This is a genomic window from Kyrpidia spormannii, assembly GCF_002804065.1.
In the GTDB taxonomy this organism is placed as follows: domain Bacteria; phylum Bacillota; class Bacilli; order Kyrpidiales; family Kyrpidiaceae; genus Kyrpidia; species Kyrpidia spormannii.
The window spans coordinates 1,485,924-1,509,128 of sequence record NZ_CP024955.1 but is presented as its reverse complement, the minus strand read 5'-3'; the positions used below and the strand labels follow the sequence as shown (position 1 = coordinate 1,509,128).

Genomic DNA, 23,205 nt, shown 5'->3' with positions numbered 1-23,205 from the left:
CCGGCTCCCACGGGGCATCTTCCCTGTCCATTCCACCGCCATCGGCGTGAAGCTCATTTCTCGACATCCGCCGCCCGGGATGGAACTGCGTCTCCCTCCGACTCAACACCCTTCGGTTTGCGCCCGATGTGAAGGGCGGCCACGCCTCCGGAGAACCTCCAGAACCGCACATCTTCAAGCCCGACCTCCCGAAACACTTGGGCCAGTTCTTCCGCCCCCGGAAAATGGGTCAGGGAATTGGGCAGGTACTGATAGGCCGGCGCTCCTTCTCCCACGAGCAGCCGGGCCACAAAGGGCATGACCTTGTAAAAATAGAAGTAATACACCGTGCGAAAAGGCTCCCAGGTGGGCTTGGACAGCTCCAAGGACACCACCAGCCCTCCAGGTTTGACCACCCGGGTCATCTCCCGCAGCACCTGGCGATAATCCTTGACATTGCGGAGCGCAAAACCGATCGTGGCAAAATCAAAGGTGTTTTCCGAATAGGGCAGTTCCATGGCGTCTCCTAAGACTAACGACGTCTGCCGGCCGACCCCTTCCCGGCTCACCTTCTCCTTGGCCACATCGAGCATCTCTCGACAAAAATCGAGCCCCACGACCCGGCCTTCGGCTCCCGCCGCTTTCGCCAAGGCCACAGTCCAATCCCCGGTACCCGCCGCCACATCCAGCACCTGGGCCCCGGGGAACACCGCCATCTGTTTCATCGTAAAGGCTCGCCACGCCTTGTGGCGCTGAAAACTGATCAAATCGTTCATCCGGTCATAGTACCGGGCGATCCGGGAAAAGATCGACTGAACCAGTTCGACTTTGCTCGGCTGTTGGTTTGACTGATTCGGCAATCGTTACCTCTCCTTCGCCACGGGCACCCAGGATGCCCAGGCCGCTTCCCACTCGGAACACATCCTCTCCAACCCCTCGGCCCCTAACCGGGGAAGGGATGCAAGCCGACTCCTAATCGAACTGCAAACCTCCGTCAACTGGTCGGTCACCCAATCCCCGGCATTGTATTTTGCGTAGAGCGCCCGTACCCGACCGGACCCCTCCGACTCCTCAAGGGCTCGCCGTTCCTCCGCTGTGGTGGAAGCCCAGACATGCAAGTCCATCAGAGAGGGCAGCGCCCCCCCGTGTCCCCATTCCCCGCCCCGGACCAGAGCAAAGCCGCGCCCGGCGGCCCGTACTATCTCTGGCCAAGGATCCCGCAAGGAAAGCCCCCTCAACAATCCGCGAACAACCCCGGTTTCGATCTCCGCGCACAAGGCCACATACCCCTCGGGATCCTCCTCCCACCGCCAGGACCGACGCCGCACCTTGAGCTCATTCACCCGCCGCACCCCGCCCGAGAGCACGCCGACCAGAGAGACCAACCCGTACTTCGCCAAGAGAAGATAATATTTACTACTGAAAAAGTCCCCTGCCAACACCGCCGTTGCCGACACTCCACCACCGCCCGGCTGAGCGCGCTCCACCTCGTGCACCTCCAGCCCCCGGTGCACCAGATACACCGCTGCGGCCACCGCCGCCCGAAGCGCCGAACCCAGTCCAGCCGACGCCCCCATGCTCCAGATCAACCAAATCAACGAGCGATCCAACGGCTCCGATGACCACTGGCGAAGCTCAGGGTGATTCATCTCCCGGGCGATCATTTTCTCAATACTGCGCATTTCCATTTCCCAGTCTGTCAACAGCACGCTCTATCCCAACTCCCTATGGTGCGGCATCTCCCGGCCGAAAAGAAAGGCCGCCGGCAAACCGGAGACTCCCATGTCCGACGGCTTTAACTTTATCATATTTATGCCCCTAGGGCTATGCATGGGTTTTCAGCGGACATGCCGAATAATTGAAGCTGAAGAATTATTGTTGATGAAAACGATGTTGTACGAAGGCCGGCACGGCGTCGGTTCCGGGCGGAGGTCCGTGGTCCAAGGCGGGGCGGTCGGCCGTATAGGTGCGCACCGTCCGGCCCGATGCGTCGATCAAGTGAATCCTGGCACGATCCACCCCTTCTGCATCCACCAAAAAGGTGTAAGCCAGCGCGTACACATCCTGCATAGCGGACCCATCCCCTCCTCCGCCGGGCTCTGCCAACTCGACGGAAACGGTACCCGGAGACCAATCTACTTTTTCCAGCCGCCCCCGAAGGACGAGCCCATCCAGACGATCCACCGCCGCCGTCAACGAATCCACCCGGCCCGGCCGATGCCACAGCACCGGAAGAGATCCGTCGGCGAATCGATCGAACGCCCGCTGGGGAATCGCCGCCAGCACCCCCGCCACGGCAAACGCCGCCACCGCGATCCACCACCAACTTCTCATCCCCCGCGTCCCTCCACCTGCCGTTTCGGGACCATATCTATGCAGGTTCCAAGAGTTTTACGATCAACCCTCTTCCAAAGGCTCGATGACGCCAAACTTTGTGTAAATCCGACATTTCCCCCTGACTTTAATCGCCGAGGTGTGTTCGGTAAACTGTGCCAGCATGACCTCTCCCCGGTCCAGGCGTTCCGTGTGGTGAAACCTGGTGTCTGTGCCCCGGGTGAGGCCGATGACCGTCACACCGTTTTCCTTTGCCTGGATGGCAAAATAATCCCCCAACACCGACGCCGCTTCATCGCTGATGATCATCCCGCAGACTTCCCTTCTTCGTGTCGATCCGTCGCCCTTCATTGTAACCGAAACGGTCGAATTTCGACACCGTGCGACGCATGTTTCAAGCCCGGGGCGGCGATTTGTCGAAAGAGGCGATTTTTTTCATTTCCGGGGCAATACCGATTACTCGCTCAACTTACGTTCTCTTTCCTGAGCCCGCAGTTCCACCCGGCGGATCTTGCCGGACGTCGTCTTCGGCAGACCGTCCACATATTCAATCTCCCGAGGATATTTATAAGGGGCCGTTGTGTTTTTCACATGCTCCTGCAGCTCCGCCGTCAACTCCGGGGATCCGGTATACCCTTCCCGGAGCACCACGAAAGCTTTGACAATGTGCCCCCGCTCGGGATCCGGGCTGGCCACCGCCGCGCACTCCGCCACCGCCGGGTGTTTCACCAAGGCATCTTCCACCTCAAAGGGCCCGATCGTGTACCCCGCACTGATGATGATGTCGTCCGCCCGCCCTTCAAACCAGAAATATCCGTCCTCGTCCATCTTCGCCTGGTCTCCGGTGATATACCACTCGCCGCGAAACGCCTTCTCCGTGCGTTCGGGATCGTCCAAATATCCCTTGAACAACGTCGCAGCATCCCGGTGAATGGCGATATCCCCCACTTGGCCCGGGGGCACTTCCCGCCCATCTTCGTCCACCACGGCGATGCGATAAGCCGGGAAGGGCCGGCCCATGGAACCCGGGCGCACCGGGGTATCCACCGTAGTCCCCACCATCAGCGAGTTCTCCGTCTGGCCGTATCCGTCCCGAACCAACACGCCGAAATGCCGTTGAAACGTGTCGATCACTTCGCGGTTCAGGGGTTCTCCGGCGCTCACTGCGCTGCGCAGTGCCCGAGGACGATAATTCTCTAGACCCTGGACCTTGGCCATCAATCGGTATTCCGTCGGGGTCGCGCAGAAAAGCCCGATGGGATACTCGGACAAAAGATCGAGATAGACCTTCGGGTCAAACCGCCCCCGGTACACGAAAGCCGTTCCCCCTTTACCGAGAATGGATACGAAGGGACTCCAGACCCACTTCGCCCATCCCGGCCCCGCCGTCGCCCAAGCGATCTCCCCCGGCCGCACGTCGAACCAATAGGTCGCCGCCACTTGTACATGGGCAGCCGGCCAAGAATGGGTATGCATCACCCCTTTTGGCCCCCCCGTGGTTCCCGAGGTGTAGGACAAAAAAGCCAATTCGTCCGACCGGGTGGGTACGGGCTCAAAGTTTCGGTCAGCCTTGACCATCTCAGCCCGAAGGTCCACCCAACCCGGGGCCTGTCCGAAAAGCAGATGCCGCTCCACCGTCGGGCACTGGTCCCGGATGGCTTCAAACTCGTTCCGAATCCCCTCAAAGGCCACCACCGCCTTGGCCCCGGCGTGTCGAATCCGGTAGGCCAGGTCCTTCGCCCGCAACATCTCCGAACCGGGCATGACCACGGCACCGACCTTCAACAACCCCAGGTACACCACGTAGGCATCCACCGAGCGAGGTAATGTCACAATCACCCGGTCCCCGCGACCGATCCCTTGGGCGGTAAGAACGTTGGCGAACCGATTCGACAGATCTTTCAGACGCCAGTACGGGACGTATTCCTCCTTACGGTCCTCGGTGACGGCGACAATGGCGATCCGGCTCCCGTCTTCTGCGTATTCATCCACCACCGCGGCAAAATTATAAATCTCCGGTATCTCGATGGACGGTTGCATCAATAGACCCCCTTCAGAAAACTTGGCCTGCTTAGATGGATTCGACACACCGCGGCCAAATTCCTTTCCTCCGGCGGGTTTGTCGATCAGTTGACATAAAAAACGGAGAAGTCCACAGACCCCCCGTTTTGCCTCTGCCCCCTCTATCCACGAGTGGCCGGCCTATAGAATGATGGCGATCAATCCCCCGCTGCCCTCGTTAATAATCCGCTCTAACGTCTCTTGAAGTTTATATTGGGCGTTTTCCGGCATCATCGCCAATTTGGCCGAAATCCCCTCCCGGACGATGGCCGCCAGGGATTTCCCAAAAATATCCGACTCCCAGATCTTCAGCGGATTCTCTTCAAAATCCTGCATGAGATAACGCACGAGTTCCTCACTTTGTTTCTCGGTTCCGACAATCGGGGCGAACTCCGACTCCACATCTACCCGGATCATGTGGATGGAAGGCGCCGTGGCTTTTAGCCGGACCCCGAATCGCGAACCCTGGCGGATGAGTTCCGGCTCATCCAGGGTCATCTCCTCCAGAATGGGCGAGGCGATCCCGTACCCCGTCGTCTTGACCATTCTCAGGGCATCCGCCACTTTGTCGTATTCCCGTTTCGCGTAAGTAAGATCTTTCATGAGTTTCAGCAGATGGTCCCGCCCCCGGATCTCCGTTCCGACGATCTCCGTCAACACTTGGTCGTACAGCTCATCCGGAGCTTCTAGATCGATATCCGCGACCCCGTGCCCCATATCCATATGGGACAAGGCTGCTCGGGTGACAAATTCGTAATTTTGAAATTGCCCCACCACCCGGTCGATGTCCCGCAGGCGCCGGACATCCCGTACACTCTCCCGAACGGCCTGCTCAAACTGGGAACGAAGCCAGTGGTCCGCATCCAACACCATCACCCAACTGGGCAAATTGACGTTGACTTCGTGGACCGGGAATTCGTACAGGGCCTCCCGAAGGATTCCCAGGATATCCTCCTGGCCCATGGTGGCACAAGAAACGGCCAGGACGGGGATATCGTATTTTTCCGCCAGGGCGGACCGCAGTGCCCCGGTCTCCGGGTGGTAGGGATGGGCGGAATTGAGAATCATCACAAAAGGTTTCCCGAGTTCCTTGAGCTCCCCCACAATGCGCTCTTCCGCTTCAATGTAGGCGCTGCGGGGAATTTCGGCGATGCTGCCGTCCGTGGTGATCACCAGGCCGATGGTAGAATGGTCCGCGATCACCTTCCGCGTCCCGATTTCCGCCGCTTCCTGGAACGGAATGGGCTCCTCAAACCAGGGGGTGCTCACCATCCGAGGGCCGCTTTCGTCCTCATATCCCCGGGCGCCATCCACCGCATATCCCACACAATCCACCAGGCGGACATTGATGTCGAGACCGTCGGCGACGGTGATTTCCACGGCCTGGTTGGGAATGAACTTCGGTTCCGTCGTCATGATCGTGCGTCCGGCGGCGCTCTGGGGCAGCTCGTCGGTGGCCCGGACGCGGTCTGCGTCGTTCTTGATGTTTGGGATGACAATCAATTCCATAAACTTCTTGATGAACGTCGATTTTCCCGTTCGAACCGGGCCGACCACGCCGAGGTAGATATCTCCGCCCGTGCGCTCGGCAATATCTTTGAACACGTCGAACTTTTCCACAGAGGTCCCTCCCTCAGGCTGCCCGTCGATAGCACGGTCTTTGGACGGTACATATTTATGAACCCGAAGGAGAAATATGACCACGAATCCGACCCGGGGCCCAAAGAAGCAAAAAAAACGGCCCGGGCAACCCGAACCGCGTCACTTCCGATAATTCCACTCGTCTCCGAGATATTTGGCCATCAACTGTTCCGCCGTCTCCCGTTCTTGCGCCGTGAGTTCGCCGGGCTCGAGACGGGCGCCCAGCGCCTCCGCAAACCCCTCGGCCAGGGCTTCTTCGACGCGCTCCGCCGAGACCGGCGCCCCTGCAAGATCCCGGAGGGACACCGCGTGCTCCTCGAAGGTCCGCCGCAGCCGTTCCCTGACCCGGTCCGAGGGAAAGCGCAAGACCGCGAAAAGCGCCTCCGGGTCCAGATCCAGAAGAATCGAGCCGTGCTGAAGGATCACTCCTCGCTGGCGAGTTTGCGCACTACCGACCAACTTCTTCCCCTCCACCACGACCTCGTACCAGGACGGGGAATCGAAACAGGCCGCCGAACTGGGAGCTGCCAACCTCTGGCGCCCCTCTTCGTCGGGCCGAGCAAAGTGGGCATCAAAGCCGAGCTTTCGCAAGCCCCGAACCAATCCTTCGCTGATCACCCGGTACGATTCGGTCACCGACCCCGGCATCTCCGGATAAGATTCGGACACGACGACACTGTAGGTGACTTCCTTGTCGTGGAGGACCGCCCGGCCTCCGGTCGGCCGACGCACAAACCCATACCCCCGGGCACTGAGGGCCTCGAAATCCACTTCTTTCCCCGCCCGCTGAAAATATCCGATGGACAAGGTCGGCGGATCCCACCCGTACAGCCGGAGGGTCGGCGGCACCTCCCCTTTGGAATGGGCGATCATCACCGCCTCGTCCACCGCCATGTTGAAAGCCGCCGAACCTTTCCCCGTATGTAGCAGTCGCCAGTTCTGCATCCTCATCGCCCCATCAGGCGTTGATATGGGCGTTGTAACCGTTCGCATCCAATAATGAGGCCACTTCCTGCGGATTCGACATTTCCACGGCGATCATCCACCCATCGCCGTAGGGGTCCTCATTCACTTTTTCCGGGGCATCTCCCAAGTTGCCGTTGACCTCCACGACTTTCCCCGAAACCGGGGCATATAGGTCCGACACGGTCTTCACCGACTCCACCGTACCGAAGGTCTCCCCCGCCTTGACCTCGGCGCCGATCGCGGGCAATTCCACGAACACAATATCCCCCAGTTCCGACTGGGCAAAATCGGTGATCCCGATAACCGCGCGGTTCCCATCAACCCGGACCCATTCGTGCTCCTTACTATACTTTAACTCCTCGGGAATCTGGCTCATTCCGCAACCTCCTCTCGTTGCCCGCACCGCATACGGACGGCGGGGTACGTCTCCATTGTATCAAAGGTCGCCGCCTCGACTCCAGTCCGAAGGTCCTTGCCAGAGGTCGGCCACCCATTCCTGTTTTGGCGTGCGGCCCATGAGTTCCTCCACCGCCCGCCGGGGATTCTCCTTTTCGAAAAGAACCGCGAAAGTGGCCTTTGCGATAGGCATCTCCACCCCGGCCTTTTCACTCAACTCCACCGCCGCCCGGGTGGTATAGACCCCTTCCACCACCATGCCCATGCCCTGCAGCACTTCATCCAAAGGCCGTCCTTCGGCCAGCATTAACCCCGCCCGCCGATTTCGGCTGTGTCGGCTGGTGCAGGTGACGATCAAATCCCCCACCCCGGCAAGTCCGGCAAACGTCAAGGGAACAGCCCCCAGGCGAAACCCGAGCCTTGCAATCTCGTGGAGACCCCGGGTCATCAACGCGGCCTTCGCGTTGTCGCCGAACCCCAGGCCATCGGACAGCCCCACGCCGATCGCGATAATATTTTTCAGACTCCCCCCCAGTTCCACCCCGACAACGTCCGAGTGAGTGTAAACCCGAAACCGTAGATTCATCAAGAGACGCTGCCACACCTCGGCCCCTTGGGGAGAAAACCCTGCCACCACCACCGTGGTCGGCAGCCGGCGGGCCACTTCCTCGGCGTGGCTGGGACCGGAAAGTACCGCCAGACGCCGGTGTTCGAGCCCCGGGCAAGCATCGAGAATCACCTCGGACATCCGCCGTCCGGTCTTGACGTCAATCCCTTTCACGGCATGAAGCACGTAGGCGTCCGGTTCCAACTGACCATTTAACTGGGTGGCGACCTCCCCCACCGTCTGGGAAGGCACCGCCAACACCACGTGGCGAACGCCGTGTACGGCTTCGCCCAGATCCGTATAAGCCTGAACGCTTTCGGGCACCGTACATCCAGGCAGGTACCGTTCGTTGGTGCGGCGCCCATTGATTTCCGCCGCCAGTTCTTTCCGGCGCGCCCACAGGTGGACCCGGTGTCCGTTGTCCGCAAGCACAAAGGACAAGGCCGTACCCCAGCTGCCGGCCCCCAGTACCGCGATGTCCACAAAAAGGCCCCCTTATAATCGACTTTTGCCCTGGCCGAGACGGTGCTCTTCACCCCGGATCAATCGACCGATATTATCCCGGTGGCGCCAGACCGCTAACGCTGCAATGGCGATCGTCAACCAGATTTCAACCGCGGGATAGTGAAACACCACCGCGAACACGGCGGTCAACAGGGTGAAAAGCAGGGAGCCCAGGGAGACATACCGGGTCAAAGCAAGGGCAATCAGGGCAATCCCCCCCGCCACCAGCGCCGGAACCGGCACAAGAGTCAACAAAACCCCAATTGCCGTAGCGATGCCCCGCCCTCCGCGAAACCCGAAAAAAATCGGCCAATTATGTCCAACGATGGCGAATAAACCCGCCACCGCCCACACTCCCGTGCGGTCGGGCGCCAGGGCCATGGCCACGGCGATGGCAATCAACCCCTTTGCAACATCTGCCACCAAAACCGCCGCTGCCGCCCGCTGTCCCAAAACCCGTAAGGTATTCGTCGCGCCGGCGTTCCCGCTCCCGTGTTGGCGAATGTCAATCCCGGCCATCCATCGACCCACCAACACACTTGAGGAGATGGAGCCGAGTAAGTAGCCGATGACCGCAGCGAGAATCCCTTGTCCAATCATATGATCAACCCCTGTATCCCAGACGTGGAGGCAAAACTCTCATCTTGGCGGCCGGGCCCCGGACTTGCGCTGTCGAATGAGGAGGCGAAGCGGTGTGCCTTCAAATCCGAAAGCTGACCTCAGTTGATTCTCCAGGTACCTGACATAGGAAAAATGCATGAGTTCTGGATCATTGACGAAAAATACGAAGGTCGGAGGCTTCACTCCCACCTGGGACGCATAGTACAAACGCAACCGGCGCCCCTTGTCGGAAGGGGGCGGAACTCGCTCGACAGCATCCTCCACCACGCGGTTGACTGTAGCTGTGGACATGCGCATGGCGTGCTGTTCGGCAATCTGTACCACCAAATCCAAGATCCGTCCCACCCGCTGCCCGGTCTTCGCTGAGACAAACACCACCGGGGCCCAGGTCATAAAGGCAAACTCCTGGCGGATCTCCTCTGTCATGCGGACCGCCGTTTTATCGTCCTTCTCCACCAAATCCCATTTGTTCACCACCACCGCCACCGCCCGGCCTGCATCCACCGCATACCCCGCCACGCGTTTGTCTTGCTCGGCGATGCCCTGTTTGCCGTCGATGACCAACAAGCACACGTCACTGCGATCGATGGCCCGCAGCGCCCGAAGAACGCTGTACTTTTCTGTACCTTCCCATACCCGTCCACGTTTTCGCAGCCCGGCGGTGTCAATGAGAATGAACGAATGGCCTTCCCGTTCGAAAAAGGTATCCACCGCATCCCGAGTGGTCCCCGGTATCTCGCTGACCAGAACCCGCTCCTCGCCGAGGAGTCGGTTGACCAGGGAAGACTTGCCCACGTTCGGGCGACCGATCACCGCCACCCGAATCGCATCATGATCCGGTTCCTCAGTATCCTCCGGAGGCAACAGGCGGACAACGGCATCGAGCAGATCGCCAATCCCCAACCCGTGTTCAGCCGAAATCGGGAAGGGCTCGCCCAGGCCCAGCCGAAAAAACTCGTAGTGGGCAGTCATTCGGTCCGGGTTGTCCAACTTGTTGACCGCAAGAACCACCGGTTTCCCGGCCCGGCGTAGCCGCCCGGCGATTTCTTCGTCCGCCGGAGTGACCCCGGAGATTCCATCCACGAGAAAAATCACCGCGTCCGCTTCTTCCAGCGCCAATTCAACTTGGGCGCGAATCGATTCCACGATCGTATCCGAACCGCCGAAGTCCAACCCTCCGGTGTCAATAATGCGAAACCCCCGGCCGTTCCACGACGCCAAAGCGTAGAGCCGATCTCGAGTTACCCCGGGTTTATCTTCGACGATCGCGATCCGCCCGCCCACAATTCGATTAAACAAAGTCGATTTCCCCACATTCGGCCGGCCGACGATCGCAACCAGTCCTCCGGGCATGGCTTTCACACCTTTCGCACCTCTGATCCATCTGGATTATGACAGAAGCGGCGCCGGTGCGTCAATCGCAGCCTGCCGCTCCGTTTCCCGCACCCGGTCGACAAAAGACCGCATCTCATCAATACGTCGGGCAATGGCCCAGGCACTCAGGGGCCGCCCCCACTTGACCATCCCGTACCGCCGGGACAGGGCCCCTCCCATACGAGCCACCGGCCCAATTTGAGACAGGGCCTCTGCAAAGAGGATCGGCACCGTTTGAAACCCCGGGAGCGCCAAAAGAGCAATCACCGCCTCTAGAGCCGCCTTGCGCCGCGGACCCAAACCAAGGGTATACACGGGGTGGCCCAAATCATCCACGCCCTTAAAATAGACCGTTCCAATCGACCAAGGCTCAGTGGCGTCATAGTCAGCAAGTTGGACAATGTCCCGGCCCCGGACCCGGTTCCCGGTTAAGCGCCCCAAATGTATAGCCGCACAGACGATCGAGGAATGAGCACTGCCGTAGCAATAGTAGACCACCCGGAGACCTGGCTCAGCCGGGCCAGACGGATAGACGAGCTTGATGCCAGAGTTCGACATGTCCCACCGCCTCCTTGGCCGCCCGATCGACCTCGGCCCTCTCCCGCCATGCCCGCTCGGCCCGGCGCCACCGCCGCGTACGGGGCACGGAGACGGGAAGAAACACCACGGAATCCTGGGGGCGGGGGGAAAAAGCGAGAAATTGACGCCAAGCCCGCACGATCACCGGGGCATCTGGGCCGAGTCCGCACCAATACGCGACACCCCGGCGTCCCCGAAGGGAAAAAATTCCCGAACCCGGACACAAGGTTTGCAACAGGTCGCGAACCGCCGCCTCGTCCCAGGGAAGATCTTCGGGAAACCGCCCCACGTCCAGCGCCGCCGTCAATGCCGCCCCAAGGCCTGCCCCTTCGTCATAAAAGAGGCGGAAGACCGGCCTGGTTTCCATTCCGTCAGGGGGACCCGTCCACCGTTCCCGGACGCCTACCGGCACCATGTAACAGCCCCCCCACAGCGAGATGGATCGCCAGCGCTATCCACCCGGCCGCCATCATTTCGTCCACGAGGTCGGTATCGAACCACACGATATCCCGCAACACGACATCGTATTGAACCATCAAGACCTCGTAGATCCCGCCCACGACACCCCAACCAGCACAGGCGGCGGCAAACAAGGACGAAGGTGCAACAAGCCCCGCCACCGCCGCCCCGATCCCGGCACAGACCAGATCTCGAAGTGGCCATGTCACCAAAGGGGTATAGGGCATCCCCGCCCAAAGAACGGCCATGGTGGCCGTGGTGAGGACCATGCCCGCAATTTGCCGAATCCACCCTCGCAATCCCAAAGGCGAGGACAAAAGGATCGCCGTCGCCAAAACCATCAAAACCAATCCGCCGGCGTTTGCGCGGATTCCGAACATTCCGATGAGACAGCGATTTAGGAACCAAGCCATCCCCAAGCCAATCACCAAGGCCCGACGACCTGTTCTCGATGGAACAACCCGGCGGTTTCCCCAGCCGGTGGCTAAGAGAATCGCCCCGACCGCCATCAGCACATCCGCCAGAATTCCACTGGCCACGGGCATGAACATCACCTTCCGTGACACTAGTGTCGCCGCCGAGACGGGCCGGTATACCTTGAACCCTTCTCATCAAGGACACAAAAAACAGCGCCCGGGGTCTGTCCCCGGGCACCGATAGACGCGCCGCCTGTCGCCTGCGGCGAGAGAATTCCATTAATGGCGGTTCTTGAACAGATCTCCGAACATCTCCCCAAGCGTCACTCCAGAACCGGTGGACGGCCCCTGGCGCTCGTTGTACCGTTCTACATCCCGACGATTGCGATCTCCCTCGGCCTCGCGGATCGACAGGGAAATCCTCTGGTCCTCCTCGTTGACGTCCAGGATCTTCACGCGAACCTCCTGTCCCGGTTCCAGTACTTCTTGGGGCGTGCCGATTCGCCGGTTGGCGATCTGGGAAATGTGCACCAATCCTTCCACACCTGGCTCTAACTCCACGAATGCCCCGAAGGACACCAAGCGTCGGACGGTACCGGTCACCACGTCACCCACATGATACCGCTCGGACACGCCGGACCATGGACCAGGGGTCGCCTCCTTGATCGAGAGAGACACCCGCTCCCGCTCCGGGTCCACCTTAAGGACCTTGACGGTGACTTCATCCCCTTCTTTGACCACTTCGGAAGGGTGTTCTACCCGGTGCCAAGCCAATTCCGAGATGTGCACGAGCCCGTCGACGCCGCCGACATCCACAAAAGCCCCGAAGTTCGTCAACCTCTGCACTTTCCCCGTGATAATATCCCCGGGTTGCAGGCGATGGAGCACCTCTTCTTTCTTTTGCTGATACTCCTCTTCCAGAACTGCCTTTTGAGACAAAATCACTTTGTTGTCCGAACGGTCGAGCTCCGCCACCTTCACCCGGAGAGTCCGCCCTTTATATCCGGAAAAATCTTCGACAAAATGTCGTTCAACCAAGGAAGCGGGGATAAAAGCTCGCACCCCCACGTCCGCGACGAGCCCGCCTTTGACCACATCGGCGACCTGGACTTCGAAGGTCTCCTGACTTTCAAACAGTTGCTGCAGTCGTTCCCATGCTTTCTCGGCATCCACCGCTTTCTTGGAAAGCACGAGCTTGCCCTCTTCATCGTTGATGCGCTGCACCCGGACCTCCACTTCGTCCCCCACCTGAACGACATCAGAAGGCGATTCTACCCGGAGTGCCGACAATTCGCCGATCGGAATGACCCCGTCGAACTTGTAACCCACGTCGACAAACACTTGGCCATCTTCGATCTTGGTGATTCGGCCCTTCACGACGTCCCCTTTGTGCAACGCCACCAAATCGGTCATGTCGCGCATTTCATCCATAGGAAAAGACCTCCCTGTTCCTCAGACAGCGACCCTGGTCAACCCCAACCGGACGTTAGAACCCTCTATCCTTCACCCGGTTATTCCAACTTTCCGGGGTCCACGTGACTGGCAAATTCTTGCTCATGTTCAGTATGACTACCCAGCATCAAAACCATGCAAAACGGTGGGTTTTGGCTACCCAGACCCCACCTTGGTGACAGGCGGGCCTTCTTCTGGCAACCGGTAGACCGCGTCCATGATCGCCCGGGCCACCTCCGCATACTCCCGAGACGATAGCCGCAGGTGGACCCACGGTGTCAAATCGAGGGGCAGGCCGATGCGAACGACGACAGGCGACCTCCACCGGTAGTCGGCGTCGATATGAACGGGAATGACCGGTACCCCGCTTCGCAAAGCGACCATGCCCGCACCGGGCATCGGGTGAACTTCCCGTCCAGGCCGCCGCCGGGTTCCTTCCGGGAATAATCCCACCACTCGACCTTCCTCCCGGGCCAGATGAACCGCTGTCTTCAGGGCGGCGCGATCCGCCGTACCCCGGCGCACAGGAAAAGCCCCCAAGCCCCGAATCAACCAGGAAAGACCCGGGATCCGAAACAACTCTTCCTTTGCCATAAAGTGAATCGGACGGAGGACACTCAGACCCAACAACACCGGGTCCCAATTACTGCCGTGATTCGCGCAGATTAACACCCCACCCCGTTCCGGTATCCGCTCCCGACCCATGACCTGGAGGGGAAATGCAACCCGCAGAGGCTCCCGGATTAACACCCGCGCCACACGGTATACCCGATCTGCCATCCGCTACTCTTCCCCCTTTAGGAGACGGGTTCGGCACAAGGTCAGCACTTCCTCCACCACACTCTCCACGTCGCGCCCCGTCGTATCGATCACCCGGGCATCCGGGGCCTTCACCAAAGGCGAGAATTCCCTCGCTGCATCGGCCCGGTCCCGTTCTGCCAGTTCCCGCCCGACTTGATCAGGGTCGATGCGGTGACCATATCCCCGAAGCTCCTTCACACGCCGCTTCGCCCGTTCCTCCAAAGACGCTGTCAGGAAAACCTTGACTTCAGCATCGGGCATGATCACCGTCCCGATGTCCCTTCCATCCATCACCACTCCGCCTCGGCGAGCCAAATCCTTCTGCAACTCCATCATGCGCATCCGAACAGCCGGCACCCCGGACACTGCGGGTACCGCCCGGCTCACCCGGGGATCCCGGAGAAAAGGCGTTATATCTTGCCCATCGATCCACACCCGTACCCCGTCTTTCTCCGGACGCAGTTCCACGTGGACATCCCTGGCCAGATTCGCCAAAGCGGCCGCATCCGCCGGATCGATGCCTTTTTGCAAGGCGACCCACGTGATCCCCCGGTACATGGCCCCGGTGTCCACATACAGAAGGCCCAACGCTTCGGCCACTCGCCGCGCAATGGTGCTTTTCCCGGCCCCGGCAGGACCGTCAATCGCTACTCGCAATCCCTTCATTCACGCCCTCCCTCACCGTGCTCCATCATGGCCAAACATATAAAAAGCAGGCAAGAGCCCGCTTTTCCTACGTGCAGATCTATTCAGGCCAGGGAAAAGAGAGGTCGCTCACCGTCGCATCCATCACGCAATCCTGTGACTTCACGTTGTCGGACATCGGCGCATCTTTATCTGTGTCGATCTAGGAACATAGTACCACAACCCTCTAAAACGGCGCAAGGGACGGATTCTGTCGAATCTTAGGGGTTTATGGCGATAAAATGGACCTGAACGGCGGGAGATTTTTTTCCTCCGTCGACATCCCATTCCAGTCCTGCGACTGGAGTCAGCAGACTGGGGGATTCGTGGTCGATCAGAATCCTGCGGCTGCCTTGGGCCTTCGTGGCATCCACCTGCACCGTGTCGCCTTCTCGAACGGCGAGCCATACCTGGGCCTGGCCGAAGGCTTCCACCGGTTTCCCATCCACCGTCACATAGGCCCCTGGCCAAGCATTGGCCCCCTCCAGACTCAACGAAATCTGCGCTTGTTGAACGGGGGGCATCCCTTGTACCGGCACTCCCTCTAGCCGTTCCACCGGTACCAAAACGGCCCTGGCCTGGGGCACTAACAGCAGCGCCTGGACCGCGGTAAGGGCGAACAGCCCGAAGACTGCCATCCGAAACGTCCATTCCGCACTTTTTTCAACAAGATGTGCCAAAGGATTCTCGTTCCGTTCCACCCGGCGCATTCCTTCGCCTCCTCTTCCTCCAGCTTACGCCAATCCTGTCCCATCCATGCCCCACTTCGCGCATGCTGAGTTCTGCCCTCGCATAGACATGGGGGAGAACATGGATGAGGACGGGGATGACGTGCAGTGAGAAAGAGAAGAGCGACTTTGATCGTGATTCGTCCGCCGTGGAGGCGCTGGGCCGCCGCCGTCGCCCTGCTGCTTCTGTGCGCCCTTCTCCTGCTTCCGGCGGCCGGCCTGCCCATTGGCGCCCCCGCCTGGTGGCCCACTCCCGTCGTGGTCATCGATCCGGGACACGGCGGTTACGACCCCGGGGTGGAGACCGACTCGGGAATCTCTGAAAAGGACATCACCCTTCAAATCTCTCAGACCCTGGCCGCTTCCCTGAGGACCCGAGGGTACACTGTCCTTCTGACGCGCACAGACGATCGGGACTATGCCCTTCCGGGACAACGAGGCCGCAACGCTAAACGCACGGACCTCGACGCCCGGATTGCTTTGGCCGAAGCTCACCGAGCGGTGGCGTTTATCAGCATCCATTGCAACAGTTCACCCGAAGCCACCCGGGGCGGAGCAGAGACCTTTTTTAATCCCTCTCTAACCGGGTCGAAGACCCTGGCCCAGGCCATCCAGACCGAGCTTCGGAAGATCCCAGGGATGTCCCTTCGGGAAGCCCACGATGGATCCGCTTACTACCTTTTACAACATCTGACCATGCCCGCCGTCATTGTGGAGGCGGGGTATCTGCTCATCCCCTCGGACCGGGTGAAACTGGTCAACCCCGCTTACCAACGCCAAGTGGCCGAGGCCGTGGCCGCGGGCCTGACCCACTTTTTGAACAGCTGGTCCGGAACTTCGTGACCGGGGCGGCTTCGTCCTCCCCGAAACTACCAACTCTGAGCCGTTCCAGACGGCTCCCGGCGCATTTTTTCTACCCCTTCTTCATCTCCGTTCTGAGCGTTGATGTAGATGCGATAGGTGTCCCGATCGATGGTACCTAGGAATTCGTAGGCCAAAACCTCTTGCTTTTCATCATTTGGAATCAAAGCCAAATGATGTTCATGCACGGTAACATGGGGACTCAACCGTTGTTGAGCCTGGGCCAAGGATAAGGTCGGTACCGGAAGGTTTCGAGGACGGTGGTGATAGACATAATCTTTGGCGGACAAGCCGATCACCTCGCCGTTGTCCAGAGCGACCTTCACGGTCACCTTATCGGGATACAAACGAACCCCGCGCTCCACCGGAATAAACTCATAAACCCCAACATTGTCCGTCTGGTCCGCTTGGATCATCTCCATCACCGGGTACCCGTGGGCCCGAAGCCAACTGGCCGCTCCCGCAGCCCCCGTGGACAAATCCACCTTCTCCCCGTTCACTGCCCGATCATTCATGTACCACAGAACATGGCCACCCTGTTTGGTGACGTCCAAGAACATGTGACTCGCCTGACCGTCCTGGACGGTCACACTATAACTGGGAGTGGGGTTGCCTTTGCCGTTTTCCTGGACCTTGACCGTCTCTTTACCCGCCAAGCCTAAGAACTGCTTCACTTTCGCAGCGACTTGTTGCGGACTAGCTGCAGGGCCAAGGGCTTGCATCGGTTGTTCCTGTATGCGCGATTCCAGTGTCCGGTTGGTCGGGCCAAAGGAGACCTCCGGGAACTCTGTCACCTGCTTCTCTAATTTTTGAAATCCGTCGATGATCTGGTTATCGCCCTTTTTCTGGGTGTCGGATATGGCCATTTCCGCATCCATCCAACGAAGGTTGTGGCTTAACACGTTACTTTGAACCTGGCGCAGGTCCGTTTCCACCTGTGCCGCTTGGCCATAGAGATTTTTCAGCGTCGCCCAATCTTCGGCCCCCAGGGGCTTTTGCGGATCCTTCACACCCAACCGATAGCTGAACTGGCCGATATTGTTCAGGAACTCCTGGGTCTTGTGAAAGGGCATTAAGGTGAGAGGCAACTGACCGACGTCCGACTGAGCCGCGAAAGCGAGGCGCCAAATGTTCGTCATGCAAGGTGTCTGTTGGCGGACACTGTTGATCGCCATCGCTTTGCCCAACTCATCTTGCAGTTGGTCAACGTGGGTCGTCAAATCATGAAAAGCCCGCTGATACTGGTTTTCGGCTTTCAGGAGCACCGCTTGTTTTTGGCGGTGTTCCCGGTATCCCCAAAACCCGGTGACGACGAGGGCCACGGCGAGGATTGGCGTCAGGACTGCAGCCACGCGCGTGTACATCGTGTTTCGACCTCCTCTGACCACGCCTTACCGGCAGAAGATGTGTTTCCCGATCTTTTTAATTTGAGGCCTGGACCAAATCCATTTTGACGTCGCCGTCGCAGGGTTAAAGTAATACACCGCTCCGTCAGTGGGATCCCATCCTTGAATGGCATCCATGACGGCTTTTCTCGCTTCGGGCTTGGGCGTCAGCCAGATTTGGCCGTCCGACACAGCGGTAAAAGCGCCAGGTTGAAAAATGATCGCGGGGATGCTCTTCGGAAATCGCGGATCATCCAATCGGTTCAGGATGACCGCAGCCACCGCAACCTGGCCGATGAGAGGCTCACCCCGAGCCTCTCCGTAAACGGCGTTGGCCATCAGTTTAATGTCGTTAGCCGAGAATTTGCCCATCCCGCCTGCCACGTGGGTGCTACTGTGATGCCGGGGTTTGTACGCTTTTGTCGCTTCCAGCAAAGCCCGGCGCGTACGATCATCCACTTGGCCGGTAGCGGAGAATCCGTGACCGCTCTGAAACGAACGGACTGACCAATAGGTGTTCCAGCCGAAAACACCGTCTACGGCACCGCGATAAAGTCCCAGGAATTTTAAGCGATCCTGTAATTCGTAGACGTCTTCTCCCCGGCTGCCTTTCATCAAAGTCTTATCCGACATCGCCCATACTGCAGTTCCGGGGGCCAGCAATGACCACGCCACCACTGCCGAGAGGATGAGATGCATTAGCCATCTGGCGCTCTGACTCGGCCTTGCCATAAGTGCCCACACCTTCCCCTCAAAAGTCGGTTCTAGTCTGCCTGGGAAGAATGGTTTTTATGTCAAGGCGCACAAAAAACACCGGCCCATGAAGAGCCGGCGCTCGGTCGATCGCCCCCGTGATCAGTCGATCGTTTCAATGTCGAAATCCCGATCGTTGTCGCACAGACAACGTTTAAAGCCCGTATCGATTTCGCCGCTTCGTTTCCGTGAACCTCGAAGGATGAAACTTTCACCGCAGTGGCGACATCGAATGTGCACTTTGATGCGACGGGGTGTCTGCAGCGGCATATGCTCCACTCCTTGTGGATGTCCACTCATGTGTCCGCTCATAATATGCCCCCAAACTACCGTCCATTGTCCCCCAGTATATACCCTCTCGCCTGGGGCTATGCGGCCTTGTCGATCCGCGTGCCCGTACCGGAATCGTTAGAGTAAACCCCGGATGCGAATCGCTTCGGCCGTTGGCTTGAGGCCCACCATGAAGGTGGCCAAGCGAGGATCTCCGCTCGCCTCCGGAAGGGACTCCTTTAGGCGATGGTAAGAGTCGATCATGCGCTCTTGTAGGAGCATAATCAGGTGATCCGGAGCAAAGCGGTATCCCTCCCGGTTTTGCACCCACTCGTAATAGGACAAAATGACCGGGCCGAGGGAACTGAGAACTCCCGGGATCGTCAAAATCCCCTTTTGACGCAGGATGGGATACGCCCCAGGATCCACCGCTCCGGGCACAGCCTCAAACACCAATCGACCGCCCAGGGCCCTTGCCCCCTCTTCCCCCAGGGAAGGGGCGACAGTGGCGCCGATAAACAGGTCGTGGGGATGGTTTAAAATCTCGTCGTGACCCATTCGCGTGCGAAAAAGCCGGGTCACGGTGCCGAAAGAATCCCTGCGGTCCAACAGCGTTTCGACATCCAGGCCCTCCTCCTGGTACAGCGCACCATATCTGTCCGACAGGCCGACAACCACGCCACCGCTTCGGTGAATCTCCCCGGCCAGGTATGCGCCGAGTTCCCCGAACCCCCGAAGGATCACCCTCAGACCCGACATGGATCGACCCGAATCCCGCACCGCCTCCTGGATCAAGATCATGACACTTTGATATAACAGCTTCTCCCGGTCAGAGATGCCACCGAGAACTTCCGGTTTCCCGGTGATCACCGCCCGGGCGTCTGACTCCCGCAGACGGCTATACTCATCGGCCATCCAGGCCATCACCCGGGAATTGGTAAAGCCATCTGCGGAGAGGATGTCTTTCGCTTGTCCCACCGTCTGGCTGACGGCCCGGACATATCCCCGGGCTAACCGTTCCAGTTCTCGGAAGGACAACTCCCGGGGATCACAGACAATCCCACCCTTCGCGCCGCCAAAAGGAACTGCGGCGAGTCCGCACTTCACCGTCATGATCGCGGCTTCCGCCTTCACGTCTTCGAGACCGATCTCGGGATGCAGTCGAACTCCGCCTTGGGTGGGACCCACCGCCATGTGGTGCTGCACCCGATAAGCGGAAAAGATGCGCACGGCGCCGCTGTCCATGGTGACCGGAATCTGTACCGCCAGGCAGAGCTGCGGCTCAATCAATTGCTCAACGATAGCCTCTCCGTACCCCAAACGGCTGAGAGCCGTCCGAATCCAATCTTGTGTCTGTTGTATCTCCATCGCCGCCCCACCTCGTTCGATTCACACACCCTGACTATAACGGTTCGCCGCGTCGGCCGCAAAATCCTTTTTTCGTCCGCCGGCCCCATCCGCCCATGAATTCCCCGCTGATCCCCGCCCATCGTCTTTGGTATGCGAACGTCTATCGCATATTCATAGCACTGCGGGACGACACTACCCAAGGACACGCGAGAGAGGTGAAATTCGGTGGCAGAATCGCGAAGCCCGGGGGCGGGAGCACTGTGGGCGATCAGTTCAGTCCCTTTCATTATGGTTTTGGGGAACTCGATGTTGATCCCGATCTTACCGACAATGCAGTCCGTCTTGGGGATTAGCCAATTCCAGGCCAGTTTGGTGGTAACTCTCTTTTCCGTCCCGGCGGGACTCATTATTCCTCTGGCAGGTTTTCTCTCCGACCGGCTCAAGCGCAAATGGATTATTATCCCGTCTCTCGGCCTCTACGCCCTCGGAGGGCTCGTGGCGGCCATCGGTGCTTGGATCGGCCAACGGGTGTTTCTCGTCATTCTCATCGGACGGGTCATTCAAGGGTTCGGTGCAGCCGGCACCGCGCCCATCGCCATGGCCCTCGTCAGCGACCTCTTCCAAGGCGGGGAACGGAGCCGGGCCCTTGGACTCAATGAGGCGTCCAACGGACTGGGTAAAGTGGTGAGCCCCATTCTCGGAGCCTGGGTGGGCAGCCTCTTGTGGTACGGGGCGTTCCTGTTATTTCCGATTTTGACCATCCCCGTCATGATCGGTTTATGGCTGGCGGTCAAAGAGCCTCCCCTTCGAAAGGGCATGTCTGCGACCCGCTACTGGCAGTCCTTTGTAACAATTTGGAAAAGAGATGCACACTGGCTGTTAGTCGGGTATTTTAGTGGGGCCACGGCTTTGTTTCTTCTTTTTGGCGTCCTTTTTTATGTTTCGGAAACCTTGGAAGCGGTCTACCACCTGGGGGTGTTCGCCCGGGGCACAATCCTGGCCGTCCCACTCACCGGCATGTGCACCGCCTCGTATCTGACTGGGCGCTGGATCAAAAAAAATCGCCCCTTGATGAAGGGAGCGGTGGTCGGTGGGCTCGGGGTTGTAGCTGGGACGTTATTTCTCTTGCCATTTCTTCGCTCCCCGGGGTGGCAGCTCGGTGATCTCGTACTCTCCGGCATCGGCACGGGGGTGGTCCTGCCTTCCCTCAACACCCTGATCACTGGCACCGCCGAGCGGGAAGAACGGGGTATCATCACCTCCTTCTATGGGAGCGTTCGCTTTCTCGGCGTGGCCGCCGGGCCACCGGTTTTCTCTCAACTGATGAAGCTGCCCCCCATCTGGATGTTCGGACTCTGTGCCGGTTTGGCCGCTGTAGCCGGGGGGTTGGCCTTATGGTTTATCCGCGTTTCCGGCCACCCACCCTCCCGCCGGAACACCCCCTTCCCTCGTCCCTGGGGAACCGCCCAAAAGCAGCGGGCATAAAATGATGACCGTGAGGCGGCGATCATGAGGGGAAGGGAGAGATTGCGTCACGATGACACCGTGGATCGACATTGTAAGGGATCCGCTGCCAGGACGACGGGGCAAACCCAGGACCTCCGGCTTGACGATGGTGATCGACACGGGGCTGGCGCCGGGCACAGTCCGGGATATTGTGGAATCGGCGGGCGACTGGATCGATTATTGGAAGTTCGGATTCGGGACATCCGCCCTTTACTCGTTGGATGTGTTACGCTCAAAAATGGATGTTCTTTCCACCAGCGGCATCGTTCCTTATCCCGGGGGAACTCTTTTTGAAATCGCGCTCCACCAGGGACACGCAGACCGGTTGTTAGAGAAAGCCCGGGAACTTGGTTTTAAATGTATTGAAATTTCCGACGGTACCATCGAAATGGATGCTCCCATCCGGCGCAAGTGGATTCGGGAAGCGAAACGCCGGGGTTTTTTGGTTTTGACGGAAACCGGAAAGAAGCGAGCGGGATTGACGATGAGCGTCGAACAGTATGCCACCCAACTGGCGGAAGACTTGGCATGCGGTGCGGATTACGCCATCTTGGAAGGCCGGGAATCCGGTCGCAATGTCGGGTTCTATCGTTCGGACGGCAGTATCCTGGAAGAAGAGATCGGCCGCCTGATGGAGCGTCTTCCTTCCCCAGACCGGGTGATCTGGGAGGCACCGCAGAAATCACAACAGGAATTTTTTCTCCGCAAGCTCGGGGTCAATGTCAACCTCGGGAACATACCTGCCACTGAGGTGATTGCCCTGGAGGCCCTGCGCCGGGGCTTGCGCAGTGACACTCTTCGCCTGGTGTTGGAGCCGGACGGACGCTCGCACAGTCCCCTCATGGCTGGGATTCAGTTCTAAATCCACAGAGGTCCTCCTGCACACGCCTGCGCCCTCCCTCGGGGTTCGCCACATGATAATAACCGACAGCTGGGATAGCGATGTCCTCCCGCCCATAAGCATATACTGTCCTGTCGGACAGGGCGGGGGGAGATCGAGGTGCTAACCGGTGAATTGGTATTGGTGGTCCTGATTGTAATCGGCCTGATCGGGCGTTCCCACGTACTCACCACCGCAGCCTGTTTCTTGCTCATCCTGAAACTCTCTCACTTAGAGCGATATTTTCCCACCCTGGAGCGAAGGGGCCTGGAGTTGGGGCTCCTCTTTCTCATGATTGCCGTGCTCGTTCCGCTCGTGGATGGCACGCTGACCGTTTCAGATCTGGCTCGGGTGTTCATCAGTCCGGCCGGCATCGCCGCGATGATCGGAGGCTTGGTCGCCACCTATCTCAACGGCCAGGGGCTGCATCTGCTGCGCCAGGATCCTTCACTCATGATCGGTCTCGTTCTCGGCTCGATCTTCGGGATCGTCTTCCTCCGCGGCATTCCTGTCGGGCCACTCATGGCTGCAGCTATCGCCGCCATATTGGTGGAAATATGGCAATGGCTGCGGTTTCTCTCCCGCTGAACGTGAAAAA

25 protein-coding genes are annotated in these 23,205 nt (G+C 59.3%); 4 read left to right on the top strand and 21 right to left on the bottom strand.

Annotated features, from left to right (window positions below; translation table 11 throughout):
• Positions 1-53: 53 nt before the first annotated feature.
• From CVV65_RS07720 to CVV65_RS07635, 18 genes are all read right to left on the bottom strand, one after another.
• Entirely contained in the window at positions 54-839 is a 786-nt protein-coding gene (locus tag CVV65_RS07720; RefSeq protein ID WP_100667630.1) for a demethylmenaquinone methyltransferase, read from the bottom strand.
• Between the two features lie 3 nt (positions 840-842).
• On the bottom strand, positions 843-1,682 hold the full coding sequence (locus CVV65_RS07715) for a heptaprenyl diphosphate synthase component 1 (protein ID WP_133121253.1): 840 nt from the start codon (positions 1,680-1,682) through the stop codon (positions 843-845).
• A gap of 169 nt (positions 1,683-1,851) precedes the next feature.
• Positions 1,852-2,313 (bottom strand): hypothetical protein, encoded by a 462-nt coding sequence (locus tag CVV65_RS07710; RefSeq protein WP_100667628.1) that lies wholly within the window; start codon positions 2,311-2,313, stop codon positions 1,852-1,854.
• 63 nt (positions 2,314-2,376) lie between these two features.
• Positions 2,377-2,622 carry a trp RNA-binding attenuation protein MtrB gene (mtrB, locus tag CVV65_RS07705; protein ID WP_100667627.1) on the bottom strand — a complete coding sequence of 82 codons (246 nt, stop codon included), beginning with the start codon at positions 2,620-2,622 and terminating at the stop codon, positions 2,377-2,379.
• Between the two features lie 147 nt (positions 2,623-2,769).
• Positions 2,770-4,353 (bottom strand): acetate--CoA ligase, encoded by a 1,584-nt coding sequence (locus tag CVV65_RS07700; protein WP_100667626.1) that lies wholly within the window; start codon positions 4,351-4,353, stop codon positions 2,770-2,772.
• A gap of 162 nt (positions 4,354-4,515) precedes the next feature.
• Positions 4,516-5,994 (bottom strand): stage IV sporulation protein A, encoded by a 1,479-nt coding sequence (gene spoIVA / locus CVV65_RS07695; RefSeq protein ID WP_100667625.1) that lies wholly within the window; start codon positions 5,992-5,994, stop codon positions 4,516-4,518.
• Positions 5,995-6,135: 141 nt separating this feature from the next.
• The gene (locus CVV65_RS07690) at positions 6,136-6,966 is read right to left on the bottom strand and encodes a lipoate--protein ligase family protein (RefSeq protein ID WP_157935429.1); all 831 of its coding nucleotides are present in this window, start codon (positions 6,964-6,966) and stop codon (positions 6,136-6,138) included.
• A 7-nt stretch (positions 6,967-6,973) separates the two neighbouring features.
• A complete protein-coding gene (gene gcvH / locus CVV65_RS07685; RefSeq protein ID WP_100667623.1) occupies positions 6,974-7,357 on the bottom strand; it encodes a glycine cleavage system protein GcvH in 384 nt (127 codons plus the stop codon).
• A gap of 60 nt (positions 7,358-7,417) precedes the next feature.
• Positions 7,418-8,467 carry an NAD(P)H-dependent glycerol-3-phosphate dehydrogenase gene (locus CVV65_RS07680; RefSeq protein ID WP_100667622.1) on the bottom strand — a complete coding sequence of 350 codons (1,050 nt, stop codon included), beginning with the start codon at positions 8,465-8,467 and terminating at the stop codon, positions 7,418-7,420.
• Between the two features lie 12 nt (positions 8,468-8,479).
• Complete coding sequence (gene plsY, locus CVV65_RS07675; protein ID WP_100667621.1) at positions 8,480-9,088, bottom strand: glycerol-3-phosphate 1-O-acyltransferase PlsY; 609 nt, start codon at positions 9,086-9,088, stop codon at positions 8,480-8,482.
• Positions 9,089-9,127: 39 nt separating this feature from the next.
• Positions 9,128-10,462 carry a ribosome biogenesis GTPase Der gene (gene der, locus CVV65_RS07670; RefSeq protein ID WP_100669290.1) on the bottom strand — a complete coding sequence of 445 codons (1,335 nt, stop codon included), beginning with the start codon at positions 10,460-10,462 and terminating at the stop codon, positions 9,128-9,130.
• A 36-nt stretch (positions 10,463-10,498) separates the two neighbouring features.
• Positions 10,499-11,041 carry a DUF3189 family protein gene (locus tag CVV65_RS07665; RefSeq protein WP_100667620.1) on the bottom strand — a complete coding sequence of 181 codons (543 nt, stop codon included), beginning with the start codon at positions 11,039-11,041 and terminating at the stop codon, positions 10,499-10,501.
• Positions 10,995-11,477 carry a hypothetical protein gene (locus tag CVV65_RS07660; RefSeq protein ID WP_133121252.1) on the bottom strand — a complete coding sequence of 161 codons (483 nt, stop codon included), beginning with the start codon at positions 11,475-11,477 and terminating at the stop codon, positions 10,995-10,997. The genes CVV65_RS07665 and CVV65_RS07660 overlap by 47 nt, the downstream gene beginning before the upstream one ends.
• Positions 11,434-12,066: a hypothetical protein gene (locus CVV65_RS07655; RefSeq protein WP_100667618.1), complete on the bottom strand. Its 633-nt coding sequence runs from the start codon at positions 12,064-12,066 to the stop codon at positions 11,434-11,436. Before CVV65_RS07655 ends, CVV65_RS07660 begins: the two co-directional genes overlap by 44 nt.
• 150 nt (positions 12,067-12,216) lie before the next feature.
• Complete coding sequence (gene rpsA / locus CVV65_RS07650) at positions 12,217-13,368, bottom strand: 30S ribosomal protein S1 (RefSeq protein ID WP_100667617.1); 1,152 nt, start codon at positions 13,366-13,368, stop codon at positions 12,217-12,219.
• Between the two features lie 177 nt (positions 13,369-13,545).
• The gene (locus tag CVV65_RS07645; RefSeq protein ID WP_100667616.1) at positions 13,546-14,169 is read right to left on the bottom strand and encodes a lysophospholipid acyltransferase family protein; all 624 of its coding nucleotides are present in this window, start codon (positions 14,167-14,169) and stop codon (positions 13,546-13,548) included.
• A gap of 3 nt (positions 14,170-14,172) precedes the next feature.
• On the bottom strand, positions 14,173-14,856 hold the full coding sequence (gene cmk, locus CVV65_RS07640; protein ID WP_100667615.1) for a (d)CMP kinase: 684 nt from the start codon (positions 14,854-14,856) through the stop codon (positions 14,173-14,175).
• A 239-nt stretch (positions 14,857-15,095) separates the two neighbouring features.
• On the bottom strand, positions 15,096-15,584 hold the full coding sequence (locus CVV65_RS07635; protein WP_100667614.1) for a hypothetical protein: 489 nt from the start codon (positions 15,582-15,584) through the stop codon (positions 15,096-15,098).
• Between the two features lie 126 nt (positions 15,585-15,710).
• Here CVV65_RS07635 and CVV65_RS07630 point away from each other — a divergent pair, with 126 nt between their 5' ends.
• Complete coding sequence (locus CVV65_RS07630; RefSeq protein ID WP_100667613.1) at positions 15,711-16,445, top strand: N-acetylmuramoyl-L-alanine amidase family protein; 735 nt, start codon at positions 15,711-15,713, stop codon at positions 16,443-16,445.
• 26 nt (positions 16,446-16,471) lie between these two features.
• Here the strand turns inward: CVV65_RS07630 and ypeB are convergent, their stop codons facing one another.
• From ypeB to CVV65_RS07610, 3 genes are all read right to left on the bottom strand, one after another.
• Entirely contained in the window at positions 16,472-17,827 is a 1,356-nt protein-coding gene (gene ypeB / locus CVV65_RS07625; protein ID WP_100667612.1) for a germination protein YpeB, read from the bottom strand.
• A gap of 27 nt (positions 17,828-17,854) precedes the next feature.
• On the bottom strand, positions 17,855-18,580 hold the full coding sequence (sleB, locus tag CVV65_RS07620) for a spore cortex-lytic enzyme (RefSeq protein WP_100667611.1): 726 nt from the start codon (positions 18,578-18,580) through the stop codon (positions 17,855-17,857).
• 429 nt (positions 18,581-19,009) lie between these two features.
• A complete protein-coding gene (locus CVV65_RS07610; protein ID WP_100667609.1) occupies positions 19,010-20,239 on the bottom strand; it encodes a Glu/Leu/Phe/Val family dehydrogenase in 1,230 nt (409 codons plus the stop codon).
• A 207-nt stretch (positions 20,240-20,446) separates the two neighbouring features.
• On the opposite strand from CVV65_RS07610, the gene CVV65_RS07605 reads away from it, so the two are divergent.
• The 3 genes from CVV65_RS07605 (at position 20,447) to CVV65_RS07595 (ending at position 23,195) form a co-directional block, all read left to right on the top strand.
• Positions 20,447-21,706: an MFS transporter gene (locus CVV65_RS07605; RefSeq protein ID WP_100667608.1), complete on the top strand. Its 1,260-nt coding sequence runs from the start codon at positions 20,447-20,449 to the stop codon at positions 21,704-21,706.
• 52 nt (positions 21,707-21,758) lie between these two features.
• The gene (gene comA / locus CVV65_RS07600; protein ID WP_198592166.1) at positions 21,759-22,589 is read left to right on the top strand and encodes a phosphosulfolactate synthase; all 831 of its coding nucleotides are present in this window, start codon (positions 21,759-21,761) and stop codon (positions 22,587-22,589) included.
• Between the two features lie 138 nt (positions 22,590-22,727).
• Positions 22,728-23,195, top strand: a complete 468-nt coding sequence (locus CVV65_RS07595; protein ID WP_100667607.1) for a DUF441 domain-containing protein — start codon at positions 22,728-22,730, stop codon at positions 23,193-23,195.
• Positions 23,196-23,205 lie beyond the last annotated feature (10 nt).

Excerpts from the sequence above, each read along its gene's own strand:
- CVV65_RS07610 (WP_100667609.1), bottom strand. The coding sequence starts at position 20,239 with ATGGAGATACAACAGACACAAGATTGGATTCGGACGGCTCTCAGCCGT.
- gcvH (WP_100667623.1), bottom strand. The coding sequence starts at position 7,357 with ATGAGCCAGATTCCCGAGGAGTTAAAGTATAGTAAGGAGCACGAATGG.
- sleB (WP_100667611.1), bottom strand. The coding sequence starts at position 18,580 with ATGGCAAGGCCGAGTCAGAGCGCCAGATGGCTAATGCATCTCATCCTC.
- CVV65_RS07665 (WP_100667620.1), bottom strand. The coding sequence starts at position 11,041 with ATGTCGAACTCTGGCATCAAGCTCGTCTATCCGTCTGGCCCGGCTGAG.
- CVV65_RS07690 (WP_157935429.1), bottom strand. The coding sequence starts at position 6,966 with ATGAGGATGCAGAACTGGCGACTGCTACATACGGGGAAAGGTTCGGCG.
- CVV65_RS07660 (WP_133121252.1), bottom strand. The coding sequence starts at position 11,477 with ATGGTGCCGGTAGGCGTCCGGGAACGGTGGACGGGTCCCCCTGACGGA.
- mtrB (WP_100667627.1), bottom strand. The coding sequence starts at position 2,622 with ATGATCATCAGCGATGAAGCGGCGTCGGTGTTGGGGGATTATTTTGCC.
- CVV65_RS07655 (WP_100667618.1), bottom strand. The coding sequence starts at position 12,066 with ATGCCCGTGGCCAGTGGAATTCTGGCGGATGTGCTGATGGCGGTCGGG.
- plsY (WP_100667621.1), bottom strand. The coding sequence starts at position 9,088 with ATGATTGGACAAGGGATTCTCGCTGCGGTCATCGGCTACTTACTCGGC.
- der (WP_100669290.1), bottom strand. The coding sequence starts at position 10,462 with ATGCCCGGAGGACTGGTTGCGATCGTCGGCCGGCCGAATGTGGGGAAA.
- rpsA (WP_100667617.1), bottom strand. The coding sequence starts at position 13,368 with ATGGATGAAATGCGCGACATGACCGATTTGGTGGCGTTGCACAAAGGG.
- CVV65_RS07710 (WP_100667628.1), bottom strand. The coding sequence starts at position 2,313 with ATGAGAAGTTGGTGGTGGATCGCGGTGGCGGCGTTTGCCGTGGCGGGG.
- ypeB (WP_100667612.1), bottom strand. The coding sequence starts at position 17,827 with ATGTACACGCGCGTGGCTGCAGTCCTGACGCCAATCCTCGCCGTGGCC.
- CVV65_RS07635 (WP_100667614.1), bottom strand. The coding sequence starts at position 15,584 with ATGCGCCGGGTGGAACGGAACGAGAATCCTTTGGCACATCTTGTTGAA.
- CVV65_RS07645 (WP_100667616.1), bottom strand. The coding sequence starts at position 14,169 with ATGGCAGATCGGGTATACCGTGTGGCGCGGGTGTTAATCCGGGAGCCT.
- comA (WP_198592166.1), top strand. The coding sequence starts at position 21,759 with ATGACACCGTGGATCGACATTGTAAGGGATCCGCTGCCAGGACGACGG.
- CVV65_RS07700 (WP_100667626.1), bottom strand. The coding sequence starts at position 4,353 with ATGCAACCGTCCATCGAGATACCGGAGATTTATAATTTTGCCGCGGTG.
- cmk (WP_100667615.1), bottom strand. The coding sequence starts at position 14,856 with ATGAAGGGATTGCGAGTAGCGATTGACGGTCCTGCCGGGGCCGGGAAA.